The sequence below is a fragment of the Selenomonas ruminantium AC2024 genome, from assembly GCF_000687995.1.
Lineage (GTDB): Bacteria > Bacillota > Negativicutes > Selenomonadales > Selenomonadaceae > Selenomonas_A > Selenomonas_A ruminantium_B.
This window is the reverse complement of record NZ_JIAC01000001.1, coordinates 1,570,520-1,596,752: the sequence shown is the minus strand read 5'-3', so window position 1 is coordinate 1,596,752 and position 26,233 is coordinate 1,570,520. Positions and strand designations below refer to the sequence as shown.

30 protein-coding genes are annotated in these 26,233 nt (G+C 47.6%); 4 read left to right on the top strand and 26 right to left on the bottom strand.

What is annotated here, in order from left to right; all coding sequences use genetic code 11:
- Positions 1-115 precede the first annotated feature (115 nt).
- The 11 genes from P157_RS0107560 to P157_RS0107510 form a co-directional block, all read right to left on the bottom strand.
- Positions 116-343 (bottom strand): hypothetical protein, encoded by a 228-nt coding sequence (locus P157_RS0107560; RefSeq protein ID WP_196243106.1) that lies wholly within the window; start codon positions 341-343, stop codon positions 116-118.
- A gap of 28 nt (positions 344-371) precedes the next feature.
- Positions 372-1,337: an alpha/beta fold hydrolase gene (locus P157_RS0107555; protein ID WP_026760458.1), complete on the bottom strand. Its 966-nt coding sequence runs from the start codon at positions 1,335-1,337 to the stop codon at positions 372-374.
- A complete protein-coding gene (locus P157_RS0107550; protein ID WP_026760457.1) occupies positions 1,334-2,719 on the bottom strand; it encodes a PTS transporter subunit EIIC in 1,386 nt (461 codons plus the stop codon). The genes P157_RS0107555 and P157_RS0107550 overlap by 4 nt, the downstream gene beginning before the upstream one ends.
- Before the next feature lie 260 nt (positions 2,720-2,979).
- Positions 2,980-3,774, bottom strand: coding sequence for a transporter substrate-binding domain-containing protein (locus tag P157_RS0107545; RefSeq protein WP_026760456.1), 795 nt, complete (start codon positions 3,772-3,774; stop codon positions 2,980-2,982).
- Positions 3,775-3,776: 2 nt separating this feature from the next.
- Positions 3,777-4,553: a C39 family peptidase gene (locus P157_RS0107540; protein WP_072000145.1), complete on the bottom strand. Its 777-nt coding sequence runs from the start codon at positions 4,551-4,553 to the stop codon at positions 3,777-3,779.
- A 132-nt stretch (positions 4,554-4,685) separates the two neighbouring features.
- Entirely contained in the window at positions 4,686-6,302 is a 1,617-nt protein-coding gene (locus P157_RS0107535) for a dicarboxylate/amino acid:cation symporter (protein WP_026760454.1), read from the bottom strand.
- A gap of 34 nt (positions 6,303-6,336) precedes the next feature.
- Complete coding sequence (locus P157_RS0107530; RefSeq protein WP_026760453.1) at positions 6,337-6,522, bottom strand: hypothetical protein; 186 nt, start codon at positions 6,520-6,522, stop codon at positions 6,337-6,339.
- Between the two features lie 86 nt (positions 6,523-6,608).
- Positions 6,609-8,828, bottom strand: coding sequence for a SpoIIE family protein phosphatase (locus P157_RS0107525; RefSeq protein WP_026760452.1), 2,220 nt, complete (start codon positions 8,826-8,828; stop codon positions 6,609-6,611).
- A 58-nt stretch (positions 8,829-8,886) separates the two neighbouring features.
- A complete protein-coding gene (locus tag P157_RS14880) occupies positions 8,887-9,219 on the bottom strand; it encodes an STAS domain-containing protein (protein ID WP_051598542.1) in 333 nt (110 codons plus the stop codon).
- Positions 9,220-9,388: 169 nt separating this feature from the next.
- Complete coding sequence (locus P157_RS14110; protein ID WP_080695407.1) at positions 9,389-10,525, bottom strand: FAD-dependent oxidoreductase; 1,137 nt, start codon at positions 10,523-10,525, stop codon at positions 9,389-9,391.
- A gap of 119 nt (positions 10,526-10,644) precedes the next feature.
- On the bottom strand, positions 10,645-11,286 hold the full coding sequence (locus tag P157_RS0107510) for an N-acetylmuramoyl-L-alanine amidase (protein WP_026760451.1): 642 nt from the start codon (positions 11,284-11,286) through the stop codon (positions 10,645-10,647).
- Between the two features lie 342 nt (positions 11,287-11,628).
- Here P157_RS0107510 and P157_RS0107505 point away from each other — a divergent pair, with 342 nt between their 5' ends.
- Complete coding sequence (locus tag P157_RS0107505; RefSeq protein ID WP_037368647.1) at positions 11,629-12,186, top strand: cysteine hydrolase family protein; 558 nt, start codon at positions 11,629-11,631, stop codon at positions 12,184-12,186.
- 33 nt (positions 12,187-12,219) lie between these two features.
- Here P157_RS0107505 and P157_RS15635 read toward each other — a convergent pair whose 3' ends face one another.
- The 3 genes from P157_RS15635 to P157_RS0107490 form a co-directional block, all read right to left on the bottom strand.
- Positions 12,220-12,663 (bottom strand): hypothetical protein, encoded by a 444-nt coding sequence (locus P157_RS15635; protein WP_026760449.1) that lies wholly within the window; start codon positions 12,661-12,663, stop codon positions 12,220-12,222.
- Between the two features lie 179 nt (positions 12,664-12,842).
- On the bottom strand, positions 12,843-13,538 hold the full coding sequence (locus P157_RS0107495; RefSeq protein WP_026760448.1) for an MmcQ/YjbR family DNA-binding protein: 696 nt from the start codon (positions 13,536-13,538) through the stop codon (positions 12,843-12,845).
- A gap of 78 nt (positions 13,539-13,616) precedes the next feature.
- Entirely contained in the window at positions 13,617-14,489 is an 873-nt protein-coding gene (locus tag P157_RS0107490) for a DUF5131 family protein (RefSeq protein WP_026760447.1), read from the bottom strand.
- A gap of 48 nt (positions 14,490-14,537) precedes the next feature.
- On the opposite strand from P157_RS0107490, the gene P157_RS15480 reads away from it, so the two are divergent.
- The 3 genes from P157_RS15480 to P157_RS0107480 all read left to right on the top strand — a co-directional run bounded on the left by P157_RS15480 (position 14,538) and on the right by P157_RS0107480 (position 16,016).
- Positions 14,538-14,738, top strand: coding sequence for a hypothetical protein (locus P157_RS15480; protein WP_155266715.1), 201 nt, complete (start codon positions 14,538-14,540; stop codon positions 14,736-14,738).
- Between the two features lie 106 nt (positions 14,739-14,844).
- On the top strand, positions 14,845-15,180 hold the full coding sequence (locus tag P157_RS0107485; protein WP_026760446.1) for an arsenate reductase family protein: 336 nt from the start codon (positions 14,845-14,847) through the stop codon (positions 15,178-15,180).
- A gap of 2 nt (positions 15,181-15,182) precedes the next feature.
- Positions 15,183-16,016 (top strand): deoxyribonuclease IV, encoded by an 834-nt coding sequence (locus P157_RS0107480; RefSeq protein WP_026760445.1) that lies wholly within the window; start codon positions 15,183-15,185, stop codon positions 16,014-16,016.
- 141 nt (positions 16,017-16,157) lie between these two features.
- Here the strand turns inward: P157_RS0107480 and P157_RS0107475 are convergent, their stop codons facing one another.
- From P157_RS0107475 to hisH, 12 genes are all read right to left on the bottom strand, one after another.
- Positions 16,158-17,117 (bottom strand): L-lactate dehydrogenase, encoded by a 960-nt coding sequence (locus tag P157_RS0107475; protein ID WP_026760444.1) that lies wholly within the window; start codon positions 17,115-17,117, stop codon positions 16,158-16,160.
- 171 nt (positions 17,118-17,288) lie between these two features.
- Entirely contained in the window at positions 17,289-19,424 is a 2,136-nt protein-coding gene (locus P157_RS15255) for a PTS transporter subunit IIABC (RefSeq protein ID WP_080695406.1), read from the bottom strand.
- Positions 19,425-19,611: 187 nt separating this feature from the next.
- Positions 19,612-20,610, bottom strand: a complete 999-nt coding sequence (locus P157_RS0107465) for a Gfo/Idh/MocA family protein (protein ID WP_026760443.1) — start codon at positions 20,608-20,610, stop codon at positions 19,612-19,614.
- Positions 20,611-20,627: 17 nt separating this feature from the next.
- Positions 20,628-22,019 carry an AmmeMemoRadiSam system protein A gene (amrA, locus tag P157_RS0107460; protein ID WP_026760442.1) on the bottom strand — a complete coding sequence of 464 codons (1,392 nt, stop codon included), beginning with the start codon at positions 22,017-22,019 and terminating at the stop codon, positions 20,628-20,630.
- Between the two features lie 19 nt (positions 22,020-22,038).
- Positions 22,039-22,635 carry a hypothetical protein gene (locus tag P157_RS0107455; RefSeq protein WP_196243105.1) on the bottom strand — a complete coding sequence of 199 codons (597 nt, stop codon included), beginning with the start codon at positions 22,633-22,635 and terminating at the stop codon, positions 22,039-22,041.
- 62 nt (positions 22,636-22,697) lie between these two features.
- Positions 22,698-23,153, bottom strand: a complete 456-nt coding sequence (locus tag P157_RS0107450; protein ID WP_026760440.1) for an acyltransferase family protein — start codon at positions 23,151-23,153, stop codon at positions 22,698-22,700.
- A gap of 58 nt (positions 23,154-23,211) precedes the next feature.
- Positions 23,212-23,787 (bottom strand): hypothetical protein, encoded by a 576-nt coding sequence (locus P157_RS0107445; RefSeq protein ID WP_026760439.1) that lies wholly within the window; start codon positions 23,785-23,787, stop codon positions 23,212-23,214.
- Complete coding sequence (locus P157_RS0107440) at positions 23,784-23,999, bottom strand: 4Fe-4S binding protein (protein ID WP_037368212.1); 216 nt, start codon at positions 23,997-23,999, stop codon at positions 23,784-23,786. The genes P157_RS0107445 and P157_RS0107440 overlap by 4 nt, the downstream gene beginning before the upstream one ends.
- 111 nt (positions 24,000-24,110) lie before the next feature.
- Positions 24,111-24,326 carry a hypothetical protein gene (locus tag P157_RS0107435; protein ID WP_026760437.1) on the bottom strand — a complete coding sequence of 72 codons (216 nt, stop codon included), beginning with the start codon at positions 24,324-24,326 and terminating at the stop codon, positions 24,111-24,113.
- A gap of 256 nt (positions 24,327-24,582) precedes the next feature.
- Positions 24,583-24,786, bottom strand: a complete 204-nt coding sequence (locus P157_RS0107430; RefSeq protein ID WP_026760436.1) for a protein kinase — start codon at positions 24,784-24,786, stop codon at positions 24,583-24,585.
- Positions 24,787-24,884: 98 nt separating this feature from the next.
- The gene (gene hisA, locus P157_RS0107425) at positions 24,885-25,607 is read right to left on the bottom strand and encodes a 1-(5-phosphoribosyl)-5-[(5-phosphoribosylamino)methylideneamino]imidazole-4-carboxamide isomerase (protein ID WP_026760435.1); all 723 of its coding nucleotides are present in this window, start codon (positions 25,605-25,607) and stop codon (positions 24,885-24,887) included.
- On the bottom strand, positions 25,604-26,227 hold the full coding sequence (gene hisH / locus P157_RS0107420) for an imidazole glycerol phosphate synthase subunit HisH (protein WP_026760434.1): 624 nt from the start codon (positions 26,225-26,227) through the stop codon (positions 25,604-25,606). Before hisH ends, hisA begins: the two co-directional genes overlap by 4 nt.
- Positions 26,228-26,233: the final 6 nt, after the last annotated feature.

Sequence of the window (26,233 nt, the reverse complement as noted above, 5' to 3'; positions counted from 1 at the left end):
TCCTTCCTGATTTTGGTAGTCCTTACGTTCTGACCAATCCCCGCCCCATTCAAATATTTTTCAGCACTAGCCGGTTCTAAAATTCGTTTACCAGCCACTTACTTAACCTAGCGCATTATTTCGGATAAGCAATAATCCATGGTTGATAGCGTTCTTTTTCGGGAAGCATGGAATGGTCAAACCACATGGAGAAAAATTTTATGGCATTTCCTACAGTATAGCCATCCTGATAATGGTCACTGGTATCATAAGAATCAGCAAAGATGAGCATATCATCCAAAGGTGATTCTGTCCCCATATTGTCATAGCCGATAATCACGCGCCAATGACCACCCCACTCCACATTTTCCCTGGGCTTTCAGAAACGCACATCAGCCTTTATTCAAAAAATTTAATACTCTTTCCCGAAACAGCTTGTAATACGGACGCTCCATCAACATTGCATGGGCGGCTCCATCCAAAATTATCAACTCCGAATCTGTTCTATTGGGAAGTGTCCTATACGCTTCGTCGCATAAATCAGGTGACACATACGGATCTTTGGAGCCGACTATAATCAGCACAGGAGCTTTTATGCTCTCTGTCGGAATAAGTCGCGCACTCCTACCGACAAGCAAATCCCGTCTTCCACCATTGGGACTTGTATCCTTATCGTAGTGCCAGGCATTATCAATATAGGTGCTTGCCACAGGCTTTTCCACGATGTCAAAATCTATGCTTCCGTCAGCTTTCCTCTGAAAATCCGAGGCTGCACCTTCCCAGGTATTTTTATTAAAAGGCTCCTTCACCTCTTGCTCACCAAGCCCGGCTACTATAGGCGCATAAAGCACAAGGCGATGCACCATCTCCGGATGCTTGGCGGCAAAGCGACCACTGGTCACAGTTCCCCAGCTCCAACCCAAAATATCCAGGGACGCAAGATTATTTCGTTCCAATATGAGCCTCACAGCAGATGCGATATCTTCCGAAGCATAATCCGAATCCGGCATAAAGCCATCCTTGACGCTGCCAGAATTTCCAAAGCCTGCAATATCCAGCAGCCAAACCTCAAATCCGTGCTTGGCAAAATATCGCGCCAAACTGTAATCCTTGTAATCAACATCAAATTCATGGGAAGAAAAGGTCACGCCGTGCACAAACAAGAGGGGACGCTTTGTCTTGCCGTCCTGCTCTATATAACGCTCCAAATGCAGCGGCACTTCATTTCGCGCCAAAGGGATGGTTTCCCTAAGGATTTCTGCCGCTTGAGCCGGGGACAAACACAAAAGATTCAAGAGCAGGCAGATAAATAGACCGAGCCAGATCAAATTTTTCCTTGCTGACAAAAGACCTTTCATCTTTTTATTTCCCCCTTGATTTCATCGGCAACGTGCTCTGCCTGCAGGCCAATGACCACTTGCACAGCCTTGCCCTTGCTGATGACTCCTTTTACCCCGGGTATGGATTTCAGCGTCTGATAGTCGACTTTGGCGATGTCGCTTACTACAAGGCGCAACCGCGTTATGCAGTTGGACACTTCTGCCAGATTGGCAGTACCTCCGAGCGCGACAATAATTTGCCCTGGAAAGTCACTGAGCTTTTCAGTAGCAACGCTCGCTTCTATGCCTTCATCATAGCGTCCGACGGTAGGTATATCAAAGCGGCGAATCATCCAACTGAAAATCACATAGTACACTGCGCCAACACCAAGCCCGATGGGAATGATCAGCCAGGGTTTAGTAGCCAGTCCCCAGCTAAGGACATAGTCTATAAAGCCAGGTGAAAAAGCCCCTGCATCCAGGACCCCCAAGGAGTAGGTGACCGACAGGGACAGGCCGGTAAGCAGGGCATGTATGACATAAAGGGAAGGAGCCACGAACATAAACAAAAATTCAATAGGCTCGGTAATCCCGGTCAAAAAGGAGGTGAAGGCCACTGAGGCGAGCATGCCGCCAATCTTGGGACGGTTTTCCGCCTTGGCGGCATGATATATGGCAAGAGCCACCGCCGGCAGGCCGAACATCATCATGGGGTAAAAGCCCGCCATGAACATTCCCGCCGTAGGATCTCCGGCAAAGAAGCGATTGATATCCCCCGTCACCACCACGCCGGAAACTGGATTAATGTACTCGCCGAACATATACCCAATATAACTGCCGATGATATGATGAAGCCCTACGGGAATGAGCAGCCGGTTCAATACGCCGAAGATAAATGTGCCAAGCACTCCCGCACTGGCTATCCATTCACCGACAGCGCGGATAATCTCCTGGCACGGCCCCCAGATAACGCCGAAAATCGCCGCCAACAGGATGGACACCCCCGCCGTCACAATAGGGACGAACCTGCTGCCGGAAAAGGCTCCCAGAAACTCCGGCAATTTTACGGTATGAAAGCGGTTATATAAAATGCCTCCCTCTATACCACTGATGATACCGGCAAACACACTCATGTTAAGAGTCGCATCAAGGGCCGTGAGTGCCGAGGTCAGGATGAGATAGCCGATGCAGCCCGCAAGGCCTGCCGCGCCATTGCTGTCCTTGGCAAGTCCCACGGCAATACCGATGGAGAAGATCAGCGCAAGGTTATCAAAGACTGCGCCACCGGCCCTGGTGACAAAGGGGATATCAAGGACATCCGGCGCACCGAACCGAAGCAACAGGGCCGCAGCTGGAAGTACCATAATCGGCAGCATCAACGCCCTGCCGATGCGCTGTAAGTTTGCAAACAAATTTCCCATTACATTCTCTCTCATATTCTGATCACTACCCACATTTTCTTTCTCTTATATACGGAAAACAGCATTTCCTTATTATGTTATTCGTTACCAGGAGCAAAATACTTAAATTGCGTTTTTTGTCGATATGCATTTAACTATTCTATAAAATCAGCTAAAATCCTGCCCTTATTCCTTGCCATTCCTTTTGTGAACCCCAAAAAGGTTCACAAGGACATAGAAAAGCCGCTGAACCGGGCACACAGTCCGTCAGCGGCTTATTTCTATTTCAGATACTTTTTTTCCAATTTCCCCAGAGTGCCGTCCATCTTCAGTTCTGCCAGTACAAAATTGATGTAATTCAGCCATTCCTGATCGCCTTTTTTCATCAGGATGCCACAGGAATGACGGGTAAATGGACTATCCTTTAGAGGTGCGGCCAGCCGCTTGTCCATGCGAACATAGTGAGCAGCCTCTACAGTTTCTGTAATCATGATATCTGCCTTCCCCTCTGCAATTTGACGAGGGATATCCGCATTGTCGTTATAGACGATAATCTTCGCGTGTTTGAGATTTGCCTGGGCAAACTTTTCATTTGTACCGCCCGGATTTATCATCACACGCACTTCCGGTCTGTCAATATCTGCCAGGCTTTGGAACCGTTTTGCATCCTTGGCACGACAGAGTATGGTCTTGCCAAAAAGTCCTTCCCCATAGGCATCCGACATAGCCATGGTTCTTGCCCGGTTATAATTGCGCGAAATGCCGCAAAGGGCAATGTCAAATGTCCCGGCCTGTATATCAGCGGCAAGCGTCGGCCATGTAGTTGGCACATACTGGATTTTTACCCCCAGGGAATCAGCAATAAGCTGTGACAGCTCAGCATCAATTCCTTCGTATTCTCCGGTTTGCGGGTTTAAGTATGACATGGGAATGTAATCCCCGGTGGTACCAATCCGAATCACACCTTTGGCAGAAATATCCTCAAGATGCCCAGCCTCCGCACGTATCACAGGCAGCATCAGCACTGCCATCAGCAGCAGACCTATCAGGCCAACTGGTAAAATCTTTCTTTGCATAACTATACTCTCCCTTCACTCGGATAAGCAATAATCCATGGCTGATAGCGTTCTTTTTCGGGGAGCATGGAATGGTCAAACCACATGGAGAAAAATTTTATGGCATTTCCTACAGTATAGCCATCCTGATAATGGTCACTGGTATCATAAGGGTCAGCAAAGATGAGCATATCATCCAAAGGCGATTCTGTCCCCATATTGTCATAGCCGATAATCACACGCCAATGACCACCCCACTCCACATTTTCTACCAAAACCGGACGCCCATGTGATAGTGGTTCCATCAAAAAAATCCTAAAATCTTCAAAGCGGCTGATTTTATCTGTGTTCAAACCGCTTTTTACATTCCAGCCAATATTCTGGAAAAAGTTCACCATATTTTTCAAGCTTGTGCCAATAGGATAGCCCTGTGTTTTCATCGCTTTTGCTAAGGACATTTCGTCATAATCCTTATTACCATACCAGTAAAGCACGGTAAGGACCGCTGCCGGTCCACAGGTATATTCTCTGGCTTGTTGATAGGTCGGATAATGCGGCAGTACAATACGCCGGCCAATAATAGTTTTCATTTCATAGATATCCAAGTGCTTGAAGTAAGGAGACTCGGCATGATTTATCTCTGTTGGTGCCGAAGATGCACCTTCCGTATTGGTATTCAATCCCGCAGGATAGGGAATTACACGCACTTCATCCGTATTGGCAGCAAACGCTGTTCCCATACTCAGCGCACCAGCCAGCAGGCAGGCGGCGATAGCTTTTGGCCAAAGTTTCTTGAACATCTTTCATTCTCCTTTTTTCGTCAGTTTGTTATGGGAATTCATTCCATCTTCCTCCACGGAGGATTGAATAAATCCGTAACCACGGTGATTATTCGCTAGGGATATTCAACGCATTATTTCACAGTTACATTATTATTCATAATAAATATGTTTATCCAGCTTTCCTTCCAATCGTGCCAAAAGAAATGATGAAGATAAATTTCCGACCATATTACTTACTGTTCTAATGCCATCTACCAAAGGGTCAATGCCAAAAAATAAGGTAACTGCTGCTGTTGGCACTCCAGCCATACCAAAAATTGAAGTCATAACAATAACCGTTGCGCCTGGTACACTAGGAAAAGTAAACGACATCATAAGCGCTGCAAAGAAGAAGGTGATTAAAAATTCAAAATCAAAAGGTAACCCTATTGTTACCCGTAATAAAATAGCAATAGCTGTTACATAAGCACAGCCTCCTAGCATATTAAATTGAATGCCGATAGGAATAGAAAAAAGTGCTAATTTTTCATCAATCCCCAGCTTATCGGAACAATATTCCAGCGTAGCAGGCAAACATACATTCGAACTGCGGACAGAAAATGGTAAAACACTAAAGCTAAGAAATTTTTTTACAAACGGCAACGGCGAAACCCTACCAATAATTGCCAAAAAAACGGCTTCGCTCAAAATGATTATTAAAAATTCGATAAACGCAGAAATGACAATTTTGCTAAACGGCAAAAAGACCGAAATATCGACAATTATCATCATTTTTGCCATAGAAGTTGCAACTACAATAGGCATAGCCGGCATAATTGCCCTCACAGCATCCATAGCAAAGCGCTTACCAAATACGATTACCTCGCGAACAGGCAGCCCTCTGTCACCTGACTTAGCTAAAATAAAGCCCAAAAAGCAAGCTAGGAACAATACTTGTAGAAGATTATTGTTAAAAAAAGGAGCAATAATATTGGGTGGAACAATGCTTATCATTACGTCCTTTAAAGACATGATTACTGCGGAATTGCTTTCCTCATTCAGCATTGAAATAAGGTCAGGCATAGCGCCTAACCAAAATCCTAATCCTATTGACATGACCAGAATTACAGATAGTTTAACAATAGATAAAAGTATAAGTTTTCCACCCATACGCCCGATATCTGCTGCATCCGACATGCTCGTTATGCCCTCGATAACCGAGAAAAAAACCAATGGTGCTATGACCATCATCAACGCACTCATGAACAATTTTTCAACCGTATCAAATATGTTGTCAACCAACCATATAAGTATATCCGGAGCAAGTACACTTTTAGCTCCTATCCCTACAACGATGCCCACCACAAGGCCAATAAGTGTATAAATGGCAATTTTATTGCCTGAACGATGTACACGGATAGAAATAATATTTACATCATTTTTCCGTGCATAACTTATGTCATCCTTATGTGCTTTTAATATACCCAAGCTGTATTGTTTTTGCTCATCGTCTGGAATTTCCTCTATGTCGTTGAGTGGATTATAGGCTTTTCCTGGGGCAATCAGTCGAAGGCTGACTTCACCAAAGTGCTTTGTAACCTCTACTTTTGCTTGAAATTTATTTTTATCACCAGAAGCTGTGGCAAAATGAAAGAAATTCTCCTCTAGCAATAATTCGCCATTATATATTTCTTCTCGGGATAGTCCCAGTTCGGAAAAAGTTTTTTCTAGCCACTCTACTATTTGATGATAATTTTCTTCAGAAACAGTATATATTGGTGTTCGCATATATTATCTTCTCCATATATTGTAGGCTGCATATTCACGATTTCCACGGCACTCTGATTGCGGGCAATGACCTTATCTGTTTATCCTGCAGTTCATAAACGATGTCGTTATCCGCCAGTTCCTGCAAAAAGGCCTTTAGATAAACAGGGCATTGAAACTTCTGTATGAAATCCAGCGTGAATCTGCCATTTACCGCTGAGATTTGAATGGTGATGTCCATAACGGTAGCACTCCATGCATGGAACTCTTTTACATATCATTTGGCAGCTCCCGTGTTTTCATTACCGGACATTTTACTAAGCAGTTCTACACATCATCCAAGCTGCCACAAAATTTCAGCCCCAACATGGTTATGTCATCGGATTGCTCCGCGTCCCCCGCATAAGTGCTAACATCCTGACGAATAGCTGCGAGTATTTCCCTGACATCTTTTGACAGCTGCCTATTTAATGTTTCCTGTAAACGCTCTTCGGAATATAGTTCTTCGGCCTCATTCATAGCCTCTGTCACGCCATCTGTATACAGGAAAATAATATCCCCCGGCTGCATAGCCAAACTATGCGCCTCATACATTTCGTCCTCGTTTATGCCCAGCATCATATGTTTTCTTGCTTGCTGCAAATAACAGAACTTGCCATCAGCCTGCACCAACGGTGGATTATGACCACCATTTACATAAACCAGTTCTCCTGTTGTTAAATCCAGCCTGGCCATAAACGCCGTCACAAACATCATTTCTTCATTTTCCCGGCAAAGTTCTCGATTCGCCATCTTCATACAGTCAGCAAAATCAGCAGCATTTTTCGCCCTTAAGACCATATTCTTTAACGTAGTTTTGGCGCGCATCATATAAAGGGCTGCCGGAATCCCTTTCCCTGACACGTCAGCAATAGTTATCACCAGATGATTTTCATCCGTCATATAAAAGTCATAAAAATCGCCGCCTACCCCTTTGGCTGCATCCATGGCCGCATTTATTTGAAATTCCGGATAATCGGTCAAAAAATCCTGCGGTAATGCGCCCAACTGTATATTACGGGCCACCGAAAGCTCCGCAGCTACCCTTTCCTTCTCAGCTGTTGCCTTAGATAAGTTATCAATATAGTTTTTTAGCTCATCCGTCATAGAATTAAAGCATATTGCTAAATGTTCGATTTCATCGCCAGTAGTTATATCAAGTTTCTTGTCAAGATTGCCACTGGCAATTTCACGCACGCCATCAGCCATCTGCTTTATCGGCTTTACAAACCGGTCAGAAAGCGCCTTCGACGTGAATATCATAATAACCACCATGATAAAAAATGCCAGCACAGCCATCTGCAATAATAAAAACGACTCACGCTGCAAATTATCACGGAAAGATTCCATCTGCCCCATGAAATAGTTATGGCTTTCCTGCAAGGAAGACGAAAGGTCATTCTGTGACACCAAAATCCCCAGACTCCATTTCATCGTAGGAAGTGGCGCAAACGCCAACATATATTTTTCGCCATCCAGCTCAACCGGCAATACACCACTTTCACCGTTAGCCATATAATAAGCTGCCTTAGCTAACTCCGCCGATTCACTTTTCCGTAAATCCTGCAGCTTATCTGTCTCAGCCAACACCCCATCGTGCACTGGTGAAAAAATCACCTTGCCTTCATTGTTCATGATAAAGTTAATACCCTTATCGCCAATAGCCGTATTATGAATATATTGACGCAACTCTTTAGTCGCTAAATCAAGACTTGCTACGCCGGCAATTCCCTCTGCATCATAATATGGCGCTGAGCAACTTATCACTTCAACATCATTGTGTTCCTCCGTCAAAATTGTGAGATACGGCATAGAAAATACAGCCTTATTGGCCTTGATGGCATTTAGATACCATGGCCTAATACAGGGATCATAGTTAAAGGCCGGATCATCCGATATCGGACTGTACTTATCCCCAACAAAGACGCTGCTGCAAATTAAAAAACCGGATTTACTGCCAAAATAGGTTGCGGAATAACTATAATAACCATAGTTTTTTTCCATCGGCACCATCGTACCCGTTATATTGGCGGCCAGCTCAACTTCTTGCCGTACCGTTTCAATCCCACGTTTTCGCACCTCAGGACTATAGATAATACAGGGCGCAGCCGGCGGAACTTTCCCATTATACGGGTCAAGAACAGCAGCTGGCAGATAATTGGACGGATGCTTATGTATCCAAGTCAAAGCATCTGCTAAAATGGTCACATCATGCTCCATATGTGCCAACTCATAGTCAATAAAGTTAGCTTTCGACCTGGCTAAGTCTGCTATCGTCTCCTTACTGGTTTTATTTATATATTCCTGTGTGTATGCAGCTCCCTCCTGCGAAAGCTGTCCCCCCATCTCTGCTATATCTTTTTGCACGAAGGTAACGCCATAAAAGGACAAGCCTGCAAACACCAGGGCCGACAACAAGCTGCTGATAAACAGGAGTAGCAGTAAACGCTCCCGGATACTCAGCCGTCTGCGCAATATTTTTCGTACAATCCGCCAGTAATCGCCCATTCCTAAACTACTCCTTTAACGACGCCCCTTTTGTCCCCGCACTCCCAGTCTGTTGAACTCAAAGTTCATCGAGTGATTGGAGCATGGTTAAATACGAATTCATATTACTATCGATTAGAACCTTCTTCACCATACCAGCAGCCCCTGCTACCGCAAACTCCTTACCTTCCTTGCTGGCTTTCTTAAACAGACGCAAAAGTACTCGGAGTCCCGCGCTGGAAATATACGACACAGCCTCCAAATCCAGAACAGTCTTCTCCTCACGCTCAACGATTTTTTCTCCACTTGAATAAATAGACTCAGCGGTAGAAATATCTATCCGTCCCTCAACACGCCAAGCCAACCAGCCATTAGCCAACTTTGTTTCTTTCTGTACAACCTCACTTGCCATATCATCTGCCCCTTCTATAAAGGAATATGCTAAATTTATCTATTTCTTTACAAATTCGACAAACATCGTGAACATCCTGCCTGCAACGGCTAATCATGACAGAACGCCTGCGTCACCAAGTACGCAGGCGTTTTCCCTGACACAGCAGAATATATCTTAGCGAGCCGTGTTATTGGCTTACATAACTGCGTTTTTCAGCAGGTATATCCTCCCATTTAACTTCATTTACAGGAATGTTCCGCGATAGTCCCCAAGCTGCCGCAATACCGGCTGCCTCTCCCATACTCATACAGGTGGGCTGTATACGGAAGGAAGCCTGCGCAGCGAAACTGCCGCTGGCGCAGCGTCCTGCCACAAGCAGATTGGACATCTCATTGGTCACCAGCGCGCGATAGGGGATTTCGTAATACTGCCCCTTTTTCAGCTTTTCAAATAAATCCAGCTTCACATCATGAATATCTATAGGATATGCCGAGCGGCAGACTGCATCAGGAAAATGGCGTGCCTGCAGATAATCATCGGCTCCCATATAGTATTTCCCACGAATCCGCCAAGACTCGCGCACGCCTACCATGCTGGCTTCGCGGCTGATATAGGCTTTTTCAAAGCCGGGAATATTCCTCTTGAAATAAGCTGCCAAACGGCGCATCATCTTCCGTCCAAAGGATACTGCCTTACTGCGTGACACAGCATCTGTAGCCGAAAACAGCAAAGGAGGCATTTCCGGACAGTTCATGGACATGGTATGTGGCTTACCCGGTATGGAAAATGCCTGGATATACAGAACATCATCTTCCGTTAGTTCACCTTTCTTAACGGCTTCCCGAAAGAAACTCTCGGTTTTCTTCCATTTGGCAAATTCCCAAAACGGATCGCGGCCTTTTTTCACATCTTCCTTAAATTTTTTAGAACATTCTTCCGGTAACCAAGTATCCTTCAATTTATCATGAAAGAAATGATAAACTTTCGTTACATCTATGCCTCCCATTTCAAACCGCAGGCTCATAGGCTGGTTTCGCCCGTTTTTTTCCGAACCTTTTTCCGTGGGGACTCCGGCAAACCGCGACAGCAGGGCATCCCCTGTGGCATCAATAAACGTCTTGGCTTGGATTTTCCCCAGCCCCTCTACGGTCTGCACCACACATGCAGTGATGGTTCCGGCATCTACAACCGCTCCCACAAGAGCAGCATCATATAAAACCGTTACTCCCGTTTTCTCGCACCATTCATCATAGACTTCCGTCAGCAATTCCGGTGTATAAGCCCCCATTCCCTCCACACTACATTCCCCAATCCGTCGAAACATTAAATCAGTTTCCTAATTATTTCGACAATTATCGGGGCAATTCCTTTTGTGAACGGAAAAATTATTCATGAATTCAGCAACAACTACATCTGGGAAGAAAACCTTGGCGATGCTTCATCCTAGTTATCGTAAAATTTAAGCCCTTCACCTTGCAAGCGACTTTTCAACGCAGTCATGAAAATATAACCAGGATCTATTTTTTCTGAGCGATAGTTCGGTACATTTTCAATGTATAATCCACTGCTTCGGGCTGCATCCTGCTGATAGTGACCAAAGACATAGGAAATCGTCGCGTATTTTTTATGTAAATATTTGATTAGCTCAACATTTGCTTCCAGTTGCGCGTCTGTTAAATCTTCCACGCCATTAACTCCACCTACATTTTCTATGCCAATGGCACACCAGTTATAGCCTATAATATGTCTATTAAGTGCTGTTTCAGGTGTGAGTCTGTATATTCGCCCATCCCGTGACACCAGAAAGTGCGATGCAACGTTCAGCGTCCCATCAGCGCGGGCCTCATTGTAAAAATGATTATAAGCAGATTCCCAAGTACTAGAGGCTGTCCAATGCACAACAACAGCTTGGGGGATGATATCTATTCGCTCCAAGTTGTAGTGTGCTGCAGCATACTCACGAATAAGCTGCTCTCTAAAATCAGACCATCGTATTGGTTTATCAATTATCTGTAATCCACCGGCAAAAGTTTCTGTCATAAGAAAAAGTGAAACCAATAGAAGAAATAATGTCTTTCTTATCATAAACTTTGCTCCTTTTTCCAAGTTCCTATATTCACGCTGATACCGTTCTTGCTCGCACCCACAATGTCGGATACCTGAATGCCATGCCATAAGGCGTTCTAATTTTATATAAATTCGATAACTGTAAGACATTTCCTTTTGTGAACCGGAAAAATCACTGAACTTTTAGGTTCCCGTGACCAGGTTTCGGAGTTATGTTAAGGAAGGAATTCAGCAGGTATTGGCGAATATTCATAAAATGACAACTGGCGGGGCGGCGTGTTCCTGTGCTATCATAAGAATGCTGCCGACGCTTACGTCTATGCCGATTATGGCTACCGATTTTTGAAAGGACAAGAAAAAATGAACAAGAAAAAACTTTTAATTGTTGTCGATATGCAGAATGATTTTATCAACGGTGCTTTGGGTTCCCCGGAAGCTGCAGCCATTGTCAGCAATGTGGCGAAGAAAATCGAAGAAGCCAGAGCAAATAATGACTTCATCATCTTTACGCAGGATACCCATTATGACGACTACATGGAAACGGAAGAAGGCAAGAATCTGCCGGTCCCCCATTGCATCAAAAATACGGAGGGCTGGGCCATTAACAGCCAGCTGAACGTTCCTCTGGAAGCTGATGTTATAGAAAAAACTACATTTGGTGCTTACAATATGGGGCTTTCCCTAGCCAGCTTTTATGAAAACAAGGTTGACTCTATTGAACTCGTTGGCTTATGTACGGATATTTGTGTGCTGTCCAACGCTGTAATCGCAAAATCAGCCTGCCCGAACAGCCATGTGGCGGTTGACGCCGCCTGCTGCGCTGGAGTCACACCGGAATCCCACGACACGGCACTGGCAGCCATGAAAGCGATTCAAGTAGAAATTCTCAATCAAGGACAGGAGCCCTGGAGAAAATAACTTTTACTTGTATTTCTGATAATCATGTCCATATTATTGCCCACGAGCATCCTCCTGCTTTTTCAATTCAAACGGCGTTCCTTCAAGATTCATAATGCGTACGCTTTCATCCACCAAAGCTGCACATATTCCCCGCAAGCGCAGCTGAATTTCAAACAGTTCTTCGTTACTCGTTGCTGTATCTATAGCTTCCATTTCCAGCTTGGCATTTTCCGTCAGCTGGAGAAGCTTCATCAGCTCTGCCTTGCCAGTGGCTACTGCCACCAGTGGCTTGTCCGAATTCTCTCCCAATGTCCTAATTAGCGGCCTAAACAGACCTTCTGTCATCAGTAAGGCAAACTCATCTATCTTTCGCCTGTTCATTTTCCAAGATACCTTGCAGAACGCATCCCGCTCCGTAAATCTTGGCTTATTCCAATCATTTAGTGCTTTTACTACCTGCTTGGTAAATTTTCTATTACTCGCCAATAATGACATTCCATTCACCTCAAATATCATCTAAATACTAGCTAATTTCTACTTTATCCGTGTTGATATCCACTCTTTCGCCTTCGCCCATAATGTGGTGAAGCACCTTATCTGATGGACAAAATGAGGCCATGCATTCGCATAGTCTCATTTATATATCCTTATTTCTTGATTGTTCGGCCTCCCTATTATCGCCGTTTCTTGGGCTGTGCCAATACAAAGCTTTCGTCGATTCTTTGTCGAAGTTCCGGCATCGGTATACTGCCATCCAGACAGATGGTATACCAGTATTTCCGATTCATGTGCCAGCCCGGAAAATACCTTTCCCCATCTACTAAGGTGGCCACCTGTTCTGCCGTACCATGCAGATTCATGATACGAATAGGCTGGCTGCCGCCAATGCCGATTTTACTGGGATGTACCTTCATAAAGACCGCATACCATTTCTGTGACAAATGGGAACGAATAACCGCCGCATCCATATCCTTCCACGGATATTCGAGTTTATCACCATAGGTATTCTGCACATACTGCAAAAGTTCCTCTACATATTGCCCATGAAAGCTGCCATGCTCGCCGCAAGATGCACCAATGCGGTCAAGGACTGCCCGATAGGCAGCCCGTACTTCTCCTACAAAAGCTCCCTGCGCATTTTCCACCAAATGCAGCACATAAGGCTCCTCTGATTCCGTATCCATCAGCAGGGTGGACACAATACCATCCTCGCTGACCCTTATATGAAGCCGAAAACTGCCTGCCAGCAAATCCTCGTCGTAGAAATAGGCATCTCCGTCACGGCGAAAGCCAAAAGGAGCCAGTTTATCTACCAGCAGTTTCGGTATTTCCCCAGCCGCCAACTCATACCACTCATCTGTCTTTCTCATTGCTAAAACTTCCTTTTTAACGTACCTTCCTCGCCACTACTTTTCTCTGCTGTTGTGTGCCTATACGAATCCAATCGCTTATCCGCACTTGCCGCAATGGCTGCATCCATTGCATATCAAACGACTGCCACAGGCATGACAATGGGGGCCGTCGTAAACGGAACGGTAACACTCATCCGGTGTTACAGGCAGCCCAATCGCATATCGCAGGTCAAAATGCATCGGCTTGCCCTTAAAATTCAAACCTGCCCGAAAGGCCTGTTCCGCCTGCTTCTGCTTGCTGCTCAAGCGATAGTGCTTGCCATCTTTAATGAAATGCGAACCTATTTCGATGAAGGAAAAGGACACATTGGTTTCCTGGCACTCTTTATGCAGCGCCAGAACCCAATCATAGTTGCATGGCCTTGCCCCTTCGTAATTCTCACCACCGCAGATAACCTGCTCTATGATGCCATCCTCCAAATATGGTTTCAGACTCACGGCACCAATCAGGGGAGCGCACATAATGCCTTTGTGTTTGAACGGCAAATCCCTGAGCAGCGGCAGCCTGATGTCGGCCATTCTCTGATTCTCGCAGGTTACATTAAACCAGATATTCTCCCAACCTTTGCCAAAATCCTGTGGCAAGCAGGCAGCCACCCGTTCCGGCCGCTTGGTGAGCAGATAGAAAATGACATCCGGCCTCTGCCGCATGATTTCCCATGCCTCTTCCCGCCATTTGTCAGCCTCTTCCAGAAAAAAATCCGAAGTCATGCACACCCGGATAAGCTCGCCACTTTTTACCTTATAACCACCATAGCGGTCTTTCTGCAGGGGATAGTTAAAATTCTCTGTCCGGTAAATGTCCGCACCATCTTTTCCCCTTTGCTTATCCAGCGTATACATATAGCAGTTGGCACAGCCGGGACTGATTTTCTTGCAGCCATGCCATAGATTCCAGATATCATGCATGTTCTTACTCAGCCTCTTCCACTAGACCAGCGGCTTGGAGGTGACCATGTGGCTACCGGCAGACAAAAAGAAAACTGCATAGAAAACCTCCTCACCCCAGTTGTATCCATCAACATTACATCAGTCATTATATTACATCAATTACCACAGGTCAACGATAAACGAGAAGCTGCGTTTATATCCACTGTTATAAAAAGACTGAGAACAGCCGCTCAGCCTGCATCTCATTATGAAGCCCCGGATATTTAGCCAAAGCCCTTCCCCCCAATGTGTTATTACGTTGTTTGACGTTGCCGAAAAACCACATTATACTTGAGGCAGGCCATTTATAATAAAACGGTAAAAGAGGGAAAACATGAACATTCAGATTTTCGGCACCAAGAAGTGTAACGACACCAAGAAAGCACAGCGTTTCTTCAAAGAACGCGGCATAAAGTTCCAGTTTATTGATATCCTGGACAAGGGAATGAGCAAAGGCGAGTTCCAGTCCGTAGCCAAAGCTCATGGCGGCATCGACGGTATGATAAATCCGGAGTGCAAGGACAAGGATGCCCTGGCTCGTGTCAATTATATGGCAGACAAACTGGAAACAATCCTTGAGAACCAACAGGTCATAAAAACCCCCGTAGTACGAAATGGCAAAGAGTCAACTTTAGGCTATGAGCCGGATATTTGGAAAGGCTGGCAGTAAGTATGCTTCATATCGGATGTCATTTATCATCAGCTAAAGGCTATCTTGCTATGGGCAAAGATGCCGTCAGCATCAATGCGGACACGTTCGCCTTTTTCACCCGCAATCCCCGTGGTGGCAAGGCTAAGGACATCAACCATGCAGATGTGGATGCCTTTATCGCTTTCGCCAAGGAGCATCATTTTACCAAGTTGGTCGCCCATGCCCCTTATACGATGAATCTATGTGCAGCCAAAGACAATTTACGCACATTTGCTCATGAAATGCTGGCAGATGACCTGCAGCGAATGGAAGCCACGCCCGGAAACTACTACAATTTTCATCCCGGCAGTCATGTAGGGCAGGGCAGTGAACACGGCATTGCCTTAATTGCCGCAGAACTCAACCGCGTCCTCACGCCTGACCAATCCACCACAGTGCTCTTGGAAACCATGGCCGGAAAAGGCACCGAAATTGGTCGTTCTTTCGAGGAACTGCGGGCCATCATTGACCGGGTAGAACTGCAAGACAAACTGGGTATTTGCCTGGATACCTGCCACATCTGGGATGGCGGTTATGATATCGTCCATGACCTGGATGGCGTGCTGAATGAATTTGACCGGATTATCGGTCTTGAACGCCTCAAGGCTATCCATCTAAATGACAGTTTGAATCCCTGTGGTTCACACAAAGACCGGCACGCACGCATTGGTGAGGGGTGTATTGGCCTTGACGCACTGGTAAGCGTCATAAACCATCCACAGCTGCGAAACCTTCCCTTTATACTGGAAACGCCCAATGAACTTGCTGGCTACGCCCAGGAAATTGCGCTGCTGAAGAATAATGTTCTGGAATAATCTCCCCATAACCCATATAAAATAAAACCGGGCGGAAGGAACCTTCTATGCCCGGTAATATCGCTATGCAAATCTTATATATCTATTTTACCACCGATAGTTATATATTGTCACATATTTTTCTATCAGCCACACATCCACTCAGTCAATCACCTGATTCGCCCGCATTACGGACTTGACGCTTTCGGCGCTCTTCTTCATCATTTCCAGCTCATCTGCTGGCAGATGCAGCGGGATGCGCTTTTCTACGCCGTTCTTGCCAATAATGCTTGGCAAGGACAGTGCCACGTCCGTCAGACCATACTCACCATTAAAAGGCATGGACACCGGCAGTACGGCGTGTTCATCAAAGAGCACTGCCTTTGCCAGACGGCAGGCTCCCATGGCTATACCCGTATTGGTCCAGCCCTTGGACTGCAGCACATCATAGGCAGTGTTGACGACTTCCTGGGCAATTTCCTGACGGTCCAGAGCCTTTTCATGGTCATAGAATTCATCGAGGCTGTCCAAAGGCACACCGCCGATATTTACCGTACTCCAGGCCGGGAATGCAGAATTGCCATGCTCGCCCAGCATATAGCCCTGCACATCGGCCGCGTCCACATGATAATGACGACCGATGATGCTCTTGAGGCGCATGGTTTCCAGCGTGGTACCTGTACCAAAGAGGCGGCCGGCAGGATAATCAAACTCCGTAGCGGCCACATAGGTCGTTATATCCAGGGGATTGGTAATCATAATAAAGACAGCTTCACGGGTATACTGGGTGACATTTTTCATCACCTCACGAATGACCGCAATATTTTCCTTGGCCAAAGTGAGTCTGTCCATCTTTTGTCCCGGCAAAATGCTGGGGCCGGCGTCACAGATAATCACATCAGCGTCACGGCATTCCTCAAAGCCCCCAGAATGAACGTGAATGCCCGGCACATAGCTGCAAGACAGCGAATGTACGGCATCTAACGCCTCGCCATGGGCCACTTCCGGCTTGATGTCAATGCAGGCAATATCTGCCGCCAACTGGCAGGCAATGGCTCTTGCCAAAACCGCAGAACCTACATGACCTAATCCGATGATTGCTAATTTGTGTGGCTTAAACACTGTAACATATCCCCTTTACTACAAGAATTCCTGTAAATTACATTTACAAGTTTACAGTATACGCTCTTTGTTACAAGTTTACAACCCAAATGATGATTTTCTATAAAATTGTTCATACTAAAAGTGCAGCAACGTAACGTTGCTGCACTTTTGTGTTTATGAATTTGGCAATCAATAGGAAGCTACTGCATCCAGAGCCTTGATGCCATAGGATTTTTCCATATGGACAGCCTGACCGCCGGTGAAGATTACCAGGCAGACATCAGAAGGTGCATTGGCCTTGACATAGTCGAGGTCAACTTCCATGAGCTTGTCGCCCTGCTTGACCTGCTGGCCCTGTTCCACGAACACTTCAAAGCCCTGACCGCCCAGTTTGACGGTGTCAACGCCGAAGTGAATCAAAAATTCCGTGCCGTCAGCGGCCTTCATGCCGATGGCATGCTTCGTGTCGAAGACGAACATGACTTCAGCGTCACAGGGAGCTACCACATGGCCGTCAGCCGGAGCAATGAAGAAGCCATCGCCCATCATTTTGCCGGCAAATGCGGCATCCGGTGCTTCCGTGATGGCATGAGCCGTACCGGCAACCGGAGCGAAGAATTCATGGTCGCCATGGGCAGCTGCCGGAGCTTCAGCCTGAGCCTCAGTCGTTTCTTCCAGAACCGGAGCAGCTGCATCTGCTTCCACTTCCGGAGCCGTAGCCAAGTATTCTTCGAGATTGGATTTAATGACCGCAACCTTCGGGCCATAGATAACCTGTACGCCGGTGCCCTTGACGATTACGCCGGAAGCCCCCGTAGCCTTCAAGAGTTTCTGGTCAACCAGTTCAGAATCAGCTACCGAGCAGCGCAGACGGGTTGCACAGCAGTCAACGGAAGTGATGTTGCGCTTGCTGCCCAGAGCGCGGGCAATGGTCTGACTCAGTTCATCAGCACTGCCGCTTTCTCCCTGTACGCCAGCCTTGCGGGCATTGACATCCGCCTTGGTGTAGAGTTTCGTTTCTTCATCATCCTCTTCGCGGCCCGGCGTCTTGAAGTCGAACTTCTTGATGAGGAAGGAGAATGCAAAGTAATACAGGAAGAAGTAGACGATACCAACGGGGATGATAAGCATCCAGCTCGTCTTGTCATTGCCCTGCAGAATACCAAAGATAAACAAATCGAGCAGACCGCCGGAGAACGTCAGACCTACGGCGATATTCAGGATATGGGCAATCATATAAGCTGCACCGGCCAGGACAACCTGCACACCGAAGAGCAGCGGAGCAACGAACAGGAAGGAGAACTCAATCGGTTCCGTGATACCCGTGAGCATGGACGTAAGAGCTGCAGACAGAAGCAGGCCGCCAGCCACCTTTTTCTTTTCCGGACGGGCGCAGCGGTACATAGCCAGAGCCGCACCGGGCAGACCGAAAATCATGAAGATGAACTCACCGGAGAAATAACGGGTAGCATCAGCACTGAAATGTGCGACATTCGGAGAAGCCAGCTGTGCAAAGAAGATATTCTGACCGCCCTGAACGAGCTGACCGTCAATCATCATGCTGCCGCCCACGCCCGTCTGCCAGAACGGCAGATAGAATACATGGTGCAGGCCGAAGGGAATCAGCGCACGCTTCACGATACCAAAAATCAAAGTACCGATATAGCCCGTGCCCGTAACCACATTGCCAAGACCAAAGATAATATCCTGCGCAATCGGCCAGATAAAGGTCATGGCAATACCTACAAACAAGAATACCACCGTGGAAACGATGGGAATAAAGCGGGAGCCGCCAAAGAAGGACAGGGCATCCGGCAATACAATCTTATAATAGCGGTTGTGGAGCACGGAAACGCCGATACCCACGATAATACCGCCGAACACGCCCATCTGCAGGGACATGATACCACAACTTGACGCAATCGTACCTTCGAGCACGCCCGGCGCAATGGAGCCATCAGCCAGGATTTTGCCCGTGAGCTGCAGCATTGCATTACAGGAAACATGCATAACGAAGAAGGAAATCATGGCAGCCAGAGCCGCTACTTCCTTCTCGGCTTTCGCCATACCGATGGCTACGCCTACCGCGAAGATAATCGGCAGATTGCCAAAGATGGTGCCGCCCGCTGCGCTCATAACTGTGAGCAGCGAATGCAGCACCGTGCCATCACCGAAGATGGCTTCGAGGCCGTAGGTCTTGATGGTCGTCGGGTTGGTAAACGACGCCCCCAGGCCTAACAGCAGACCAGCAATGGGCAGTACCGCAACCGGCAGCATGAAACTGCGGCCGACACGTTGCAGTACGCTAAAAATCTCGTCTTTCAATTAGACACATCCTCTCTTGGTCCAAACACAAAAAAGCACTTATCTGCCATTTTACCCAAGTACCATAGCAGATAAATGCTCTTCCACCGGACCTACCATAAAATATTCACCCGCGCTATTATATCATAACCAAAGCGAATACTTCAAGTAATTTTATCCTATTCTTTTGCATTTGATAAATTTCAAACTATTCACAATCGCAGGCAAAGACAATTCCGGCTCCTTTGCGGGCCTTTTCGGCTGTCTCCATGACCGCCAGCGATACGTCCAGCCCCCGCCGCATGGTCTCGTAATCCTGCCGGGCATAGCAATCGGCAAACTCCTGGAACTCATGCACCATGCGATGGCCATAGCGATTCAATTCATAATGAGTAACCTTCCGCTCCCCATGCAAAGCCACGGCAAACGTCTTGAGCGCATTGGGTGCCCCTGTCACCTGCAGCCAGCCCTTCTCCCCCTGTATGGTGATAAAGCAGGGACTATCCGCGTCTTTTGCCCCCACAGCCACCGCCGTAAAGCCCGGATAATCAAGCAGGGCCACGCCAGATGTATCAATGCCGTTAAAGCCCTTGTTGGGCTTATAGGAAACCTGCGCAGGCGCGCCAAAGAGGCCCACGATAAAGTTCAGATTATAGATGTTGATATCGTAGAGAGCTCCACCAGACAACGCCGGGTCAAAGGCAGGCAGCACCTCGCCCTGCAGATACCGGTCATAACGGCTGGAATACTGGGAATAATTTGCCTGCACCCCTTTGATTGTCCCCAGCTGGGGCAACATCTCTTTGATGGCATGGAAATTGGGCAAATGCAGGCAGGTAACCGCCTCGAACATATAAAGTCCCTTGGCAAGCGCCAACTCCCGCAGTTCCTGCACCTCTGCTGCCGTGGAGGCAAAGGGCTTTTCCATGATAACGTGTTTGCCTGCCAGCAGGGCTTTTTTTCCATATTCATAATGGACACTGTTGGTCAGCCCGACATAGACAAAATCCACATCCGCAGAGGCCAGCAGTTCATCATAATCTGTGTAAACCTGCGGAATCTTGTACTGCCGGGCCAAAGCCTCGGCCTTTTCCTGACTGCGGGGCCGGGCGAAGATGGCCGTGACCTCCACTTTGGGCACTTCCTGCAGAGCAGGCAGTGCCCCTTCCTTAACGATAAAACCTGTTCCTAAAATTGCTAGTTTCATATGCAGTCCACTCCATTTTATACATGACGGGTCACGGTAAAGCGATAGAGCTTCACCTGTTCCCCAGGGGCAATATTGCCCTTCTTGCGGGCGATGTCCACCTGCTTGGCCACCGTATCCACGCCGGCCAAGTCCGGCAGAAGCAACCCTCGGCGATTGCCGTCTGCCGACTCCACGATAACGCCGTAACGCTTCACATCGAGCTGCTCGGTGCCTGCAATGGGTTCCGGCACCGAGAGCACATCCACATCATAGACCAGTTCGGCTAATTCCGCCTCGGTCACAGGCGAAAAGCGCGGGTCGCCAGTACCTGCCGACACCGCATTGTAGAGAATTTCCTCGGCAAGGCTTCCCCGCACTGGCAGGATGGTGCCAATACAGCCTCTAAGCTGGCCATCCTTCTTGATGCTGACAAAGGCCCCGGCCTTCTGTCCCGTGAGCTCCTGCGGCAGATTGTCCGGCAGCGCCGCCCGCCGGCCCGTGCGCACATAATGTTCCAAGGAATATCGGGCCAATGCGAGATACTCGTCCTCCCGCGCCCGGAGTTTTTCCATCTCTGCCCGCTGTGCTTCTGCAGCCTGTTCTCCGATGTTACGGCTTTCGTCGCGCTTGGCCAGGTCAAAAAGCGCCACGCCATAGCCCACACCAAAAGGCCCCTCCAGCGAGAGCAGCTGCGGCCTGACCTGCCATCTATCCAAGGAGCCCGCCATAATCCAGAAGGAACGCAGACCGCATTCAGCCGCCGCATCCGCCATGTCTGCCGGTGTGGTCAAAAGTTTCAGGAAGTCCCCATCCTTAAAACATTCACCCATGCGGGCGTCAAATACCGGCCCTGCAGGGTCAAAGCCATATGGCCCATCTTCTTTGAGCTTATGGGAGAGGTCGCCGCTGGCCACCAGCACCATGCGCCGCCCAAGTTTTTCTGCTGCCAGCGCCAAGAGGACGCCCAGGGCATAATGATTATCCCTTGGCAGCCCCGACAGACCAATGCGGACAATTTTTCCCTGATAGCCTGCCTGCTGCAAAAAATACAGGGGAATCATGGTGCCATGGTCAAGGCCACCATCCTGCTTGCCCAAAGTTCCCGCAGGCAGTTTGATTTCATTCGCCAATGCGCAAAGCTCTGCCACAAATTCCGCATCATAATCCACAGCAAAGGCCACCTCTGGATGACCAAAAGCTGCAAAACTCCCCTTAGCTCCTGCTCCTGCAGAAATCTGCAGATAGTCGGCATACATCTTTGCATGGGGACTGGTGATGACAATTAAATCCGGCTCTTTTTCCACCGCCCACTGGGCAGCTTTTTTATACGCCTCAATGGTAGCGGAAATCCCCTGCTCCTGTCCCCGGCCAATCTCCGGGATAATCAGCGGCGGATGGGGAACCGCGCAAGCACCTAACAACGGCATACAAACACCTCCAGACCTCTCACTTCTTCGGCAAGGCAAAACTCTTTATCTGGGACAAGCCATAGCGGCTCCCTGCATAACAAACAGCCAGAGTCAAAACACAGACGCAGATATATTTGAGGTACACATTCATGTCCACGCTCACAAACGCCCAGGCTATGGGAAACAGTATGGGCATATGGAGATAATACACACCATAAGAAGTGCCCCCTAAGACTGACAGATAGCGCCCTGCAAAATTAAAGTATAGATAGAAAAGCCCCAGCAAAAAGAACAGGGATGATATGGCGAAAGCTCCCATGGTAACGGCATTAATCCAGACCATGGTTTCCGTACTCAAGCCCAACACCGGCAGGACGAATTTCTGCCAAAGGTAAACGGCACCTGTCAGGGCAAAGGCCGCCCCCCACTTACCGGCTCCGGGCACGTAGCCGCCATCTGCAAACCATTTCTGCCGCCAGGCCCAGGTCCCCGCGAAAAACACCATGATATACAGTGGAATCCGCACGGGCTGCAGAACGAGAATGTAGGCAAAGAAGCGCCAGGTATCCGGATGCATATGGGAACTAATCAGACCAATACTAGCAGCGGCCAACAGAAACATCGCAACAAACATGCCCGCTCCAGGCTTTCCCGCCCGCTGCACGCACAGGCTGGGAAAAATCCGCACAGCCATCATCAGCCAGACATACAGGGCGAGCAATGCGCCCAGATACCAATACTGCGCCTGCTCATAAAGAGGCCCCAAAAGAGCGTGGTGTAAAACTCTCCAAAGCCCATAGCCGACTGACGGCTGGCCAGAATGATATAAGTCACCACCGGCGCAATGAAGATACTGCCAAAGAGCCAGGGCAGGATAATCCGCGCCACCTTCTTTTGCCAGAACAAACGGATGCCATGACGGGCCATGGACATCAGCCCGAAGTACCCCGAAATGAAGAACATCACCGGCATGATGAAGATATCTGCCCAACAGACAAAGAGCGTTGCCGACAACACAGGATTGGCCTTGTCCACCACGTACCACCAATCAGGCGCATAAGCCATATAGCACATGGCTCCGTGGAACACCACCATCAGCCAGATAATAAACCATTTAAGATTGTCGAGAAAATACAACCGCCCCGTTGGCATGTCAAAGGCCCCCTATGAACAAAATTTCTAATCACCTTGTTCATATTCGCGAAAAAAGTCAGCTTTCCTGCTTTTCGCCCTTGGCCTGACAAATCAGCTGGGTTAATGTGCCCATGGGACAGTACACACACCAGGAACGTGGACGGAACAGCAGCATGGTTACCATGGCAATAACCTCCGATGTCAGCATCAAACTGTAGAGCCCAAAGGCAAACTGCGCCGTCCAGGGAGAAACCGCGCCGCTGTATGCCCATTCCCAAGGAAAATGAAAAGTCCAAAACAGCGACACCACCTGCTGCAGGGATTCTGCACCGCTATACACCAACCAGGTCGTATAGAGAACACTGCCAAACATACCGAAGAAAAAGACCATAAAGCCATAGCGAAAGGCCCGGCCCTTCATCCAGTCCGGCATATCCCGCCGCCGAGAAAAGCCCAGCTGCCCCAAAGCCCTAAGCGTCTGCCCGCGGTCGCAATAGCGGTTGCAAAAGCCCTTATGACCAAAGCCAATGGCCATAATCAAGGGCAGAGCAAAGCTCACCAGCCCCAGCCAGGCAAAGAGAATGTTGAAAAAGCCCATGCAAAAATAAAGCAGCGACCAAATCCAGAGATAATGATACCAGCGTTTCTTCATGCCCGCACCTCCACTTTGATGATGGATGCCGGACATTCCCTAGCGCAGATGCCGCAGCCCACACAGTGTTCCTCCTGCACCTTAGCATACTGTCCCCGATAAATGGCAATAGCGCCCCGGGGACACACATCCTCACAGGTGCCACAGGCCACACAGGCGCCTCTATCCACCACCGCATGGCGGGGAGATATTTTTTTCACCTTTTCCGTCATATAAAGAAACAACCCCTTCTGACTTATATAATACACAGTGATATTATATGTCAGAAGGGGCTTCCTGTCTGTGCCTCTGTCACAATCAATATATGGTATCGGCTTTCCTGCCTATGCTTCCTTTAATTTATGGCGAATCTTTTCCTGATTCAATTTCGTCAGGGTGCCTGCCGTCCCCAGCACGTACATCCCATTTTTCAGCTTCAGGAGAATCCCCGTCCGCCCAGTGTCGGTTTCAATAACCCCCTTCATCTCAGAGTCCTCAGGTAAAGGTCTGTCGCCCCAGAACAACGACTTTGACATGTTTCGCAACTTGCTGATCCTCATACGCTTGCCTCCTACTGTATAGATTGGTAACCATTGATGAGCATTCTCATCTACCTTATGACTTCCACAAGGAATGACAATCTCCTGCCGAAATCATGAGATTATTTTACCCCTGCCAGCTGAAATATATCTGAATATTTCATTAAAATCGCCTTAAAAATACGCCTCCCTACCGCGCACAAAGATGGCACAGCAAAAGGGAACCACTGCCAGAGCAATGATTCCCTTGGAAATTCCGATATAAAACTGTTGCTGATTAGCCCTTAATGGAAGCCAGCACTTCGGAAGCGGACAGGTTGTTAGCTGCCATGTATTCCGTCAGCTCTTTGTAATCGTCCTGAGCTTTCTTAGCTTTGATTTCATTAAGCTGAGCTTTCAGTGCTTTGAGCTCATCCTGTTTCTTTGCAATTTTTGCTTCGATTGCGCTAATCTTTTCGTCGTAATTTGCTTTTCTTGCCATTTCCATTTCTCCTTTATAGAAAAATAATCTGTTTTTATTTTAGTCAATAAAAAAGAATTTGGCAAGTATTTTTTGAAAAATTTTCTGAGAAATCATCCCTATTTGGCGATTTTTATTGCCTCCACTAAATCCAAAGTTCCCATATAAATGGATTTGCCTGCAATCACACCTTCGATACCATCATTTTCATGTTCTTTCAGCGCTTTTATATCGTCCAGAGATTTTACCCCGCCGGAAGCAACGATTTTCACACCGCTTTCCTGTGCAAGTTTAACCGTAGCTTCGACATTTACACCGCTCAAGGTTCCATCGCGGGAAATGTCCGTATAGATGATGGTCTTCACGCCGGCAGCTTTCATCTTTTGCGCTAATTCAATTACGCCGATATTGCCGGATTCGCCCCAGCCTTCCACAGCCACGATTCCATCTTTGGCATCAATGCCCACGACAATACGTTCCCCATATTTCGCGCAGGCTTCTTTTACCAAAGCAGGATTTTTTACCGCAACGGACCCCAGAATAACCCGAGTAATTCCCAAAGAAAGCAGTTTATCAATCTGTTCCATATTGCGGATACCGCCGCCAAGTTCCGTAGGAATATCGACAACCTTCAATATTTCTTCAATCGCCGCTAAGTTTTGGGAGGAACCTGCCAATGCGCCATCCAAGTCAACCAAGTGTAAATACTCAGCCCCCTGCAACTGCCACTTACGAGCCATATCTGCAGGACTATCTGAAAACACCGTTTCCTGATTAAAGTCACCTTTCAGCAAGCGAACACATTTCCCGCCCCGAATATCAATCGCCGGAAAAATAATCATAGAATCCTCCCTTTGCAGAAATTATCAATTATATGCAAACCAACGTCTCCAGATTTTTCCGGGTGAAACTGAGTAGCGAATATATTTCCCTTTTGCACCGAAGCCGTAAGCTTTTCTCCATAATCTGTTGTAGCTGTAATAACGGATTTATCTTGTGGCACTGCATGGAAACTATGTACAAAATAAACATATTCCTTATCCTGCTCCAGCCCCGCAAATAAGTCCTGCGACTGGCGTGGTTCAGCGATATGCAGCCGATTCCAGCCCATATGCGGCACTTTCAAATCTTCGGCCTGAATTCTTTTTACCTGTCCGGGAATAAGCCCCAAACCTTTTGCTGACGGCGATTCCTCACTGCCGTCAAAGAGAATCTGCAAGCCCACGCAAATGCCGAGTAAGGGCTTGCCTGCTGCCACTTCCTCTTTCAGCAGCGGGATAAGTCCGCTGTCTTCCAGATTCTTCATGCAGTCACCGAAAGCGCCCACCCCGGGCAGCACCAGTTTTTCTGCCGATTTTATTTCCGCGGGATTATTGGTAATCTTTGCCTCTGCACCCAAAGCCGCAAAAGCCTTTTCCACACTGAATAAATTGCCTACCCCATAGTCAATTATTGCAATCATCAGCCG

What these genes read in the sequence shown, in the direction of transcription:
- P157_RS0107555 (WP_026760458.1), bottom strand. Translation starts at nt 1,337, where the DNA reads ATGAAAGGTCTTTTGTCAGCAAGGAAAAATTTGATCTGGCTCGGTCTA.
- P157_RS0107550 (WP_026760457.1), bottom strand. Translation starts at nt 2,719, where the DNA reads ATGGGAAATTTGTTTGCAAACTTACAGCGCATCGGCAGGGCGTTGATG.
- P157_RS0107545 (WP_026760456.1), bottom strand. Translation starts at nt 3,774, where the DNA reads ATGCAAAGAAAGATTTTACCAGTTGGCCTGATAGGTCTGCTGCTGATG.
- P157_RS0107540 (WP_072000145.1), bottom strand. Translation starts at nt 4,553, where the DNA reads ATGTTCAAGAAACTTTGGCCAAAAGCTATCGCCGCCTGCCTGCTGGCT.
- P157_RS0107535 (WP_026760454.1), bottom strand. Translation starts at nt 6,302, where the DNA reads ATGCGAACACCAATATATACTGTTTCTGAAGAAAATTATCATCAAATA.
- P157_RS0107530 (WP_026760453.1), bottom strand. Translation starts at nt 6,522, where the DNA reads ATGGACATCACCATTCAAATCTCAGCGGTAAATGGCAGATTCACGCTG.
- P157_RS0107525 (WP_026760452.1), bottom strand. Translation starts at nt 8,828, where the DNA reads ATGGGCGATTACTGGCGGATTGTACGAAAAATATTGCGCAGACGGCTG.
- P157_RS14880 (WP_051598542.1), bottom strand. Translation starts at nt 9,219, where the DNA reads ATGGCAAGTGAGGTTGTACAGAAAGAAACAAAGTTGGCTAATGGCTGG.
- P157_RS14110 (WP_080695407.1), bottom strand. Translation starts at nt 10,525, where the DNA reads ATGTTTCGACGGATTGGGGAATGTAGTGTGGAGGGAATGGGGGCTTAT.
- P157_RS0107510 (WP_026760451.1), bottom strand. Translation starts at nt 11,286, where the DNA reads ATGATAAGAAAGACATTATTTCTTCTATTGGTTTCACTTTTTCTTATG.
- P157_RS0107505 (WP_037368647.1), top strand. Translation starts at nt 11,629, where the DNA reads ATGAACAAGAAAAAACTTTTAATTGTTGTCGATATGCAGAATGATTTT.
- P157_RS15635 (WP_026760449.1), bottom strand. Translation starts at nt 12,663, where the DNA reads ATGTCATTATTGGCGAGTAATAGAAAATTTACCAAGCAGGTAGTAAAA.
- P157_RS0107495 (WP_026760448.1), bottom strand. Translation starts at nt 13,538, where the DNA reads ATGAGAAAGACAGATGAGTGGTATGAGTTGGCGGCTGGGGAAATACCG.
- P157_RS0107490 (WP_026760447.1), bottom strand. Translation starts at nt 14,489, where the DNA reads ATGCATGATATCTGGAATCTATGGCATGGCTGCAAGAAAATCAGTCCC.
- P157_RS0107485 (WP_026760446.1), top strand. Translation starts at nt 14,845, where the DNA reads ATGAACATTCAGATTTTCGGCACCAAGAAGTGTAACGACACCAAGAAA.
- P157_RS0107480 (WP_026760445.1), top strand. Translation starts at nt 15,183, where the DNA reads ATGCTTCATATCGGATGTCATTTATCATCAGCTAAAGGCTATCTTGCT.
- P157_RS0107465 (WP_026760443.1), bottom strand. Translation starts at nt 20,610, where the DNA reads ATGAAACTAGCAATTTTAGGAACAGGTTTTATCGTTAAGGAAGGGGCA.
- amrA (WP_026760442.1), bottom strand. Translation starts at nt 22,019, where the DNA reads ATGCCGTTGTTAGGTGCTTGCGCGGTTCCCCATCCGCCGCTGATTATC.
- P157_RS0107455 (WP_196243105.1), bottom strand. Translation starts at nt 22,635, where the DNA reads ATGTTTGTTGCGATGTTTCTGTTGGCCGCTGCTAGTATTGGTCTGATT.
- P157_RS0107450 (WP_026760440.1), bottom strand. Translation starts at nt 23,153, where the DNA reads ATGCCAACGGGGCGGTTGTATTTTCTCGACAATCTTAAATGGTTTATT.
- P157_RS0107445 (WP_026760439.1), bottom strand. Translation starts at nt 23,787, where the DNA reads ATGAAGAAACGCTGGTATCATTATCTCTGGATTTGGTCGCTGCTTTAT.
- P157_RS0107440 (WP_037368212.1), bottom strand. Translation starts at nt 23,999, where the DNA reads ATGACGGAAAAGGTGAAAAAAATATCTCCCCGCCATGCGGTGGTGGAT.
- P157_RS0107435 (WP_026760437.1), bottom strand. Translation starts at nt 24,326, where the DNA reads ATGAGGATCAGCAAGTTGCGAAACATGTCAAAGTCGTTGTTCTGGGGC.
- P157_RS0107430 (WP_026760436.1), bottom strand. Translation starts at nt 24,786, where the DNA reads ATGGCAAGAAAAGCAAATTACGACGAAAAGATTAGCGCAATCGAAGCA.
- hisA (WP_026760435.1), bottom strand. Translation starts at nt 25,607, where the DNA reads ATGATTATTTTTCCGGCGATTGATATTCGGGGCGGGAAATGTGTTCGC.
- hisH (WP_026760434.1), bottom strand. Translation starts at nt 26,227, where the DNA reads ATGATTGCAATAATTGACTATGGGGTAGGCAATTTATTCAGTGTGGAA.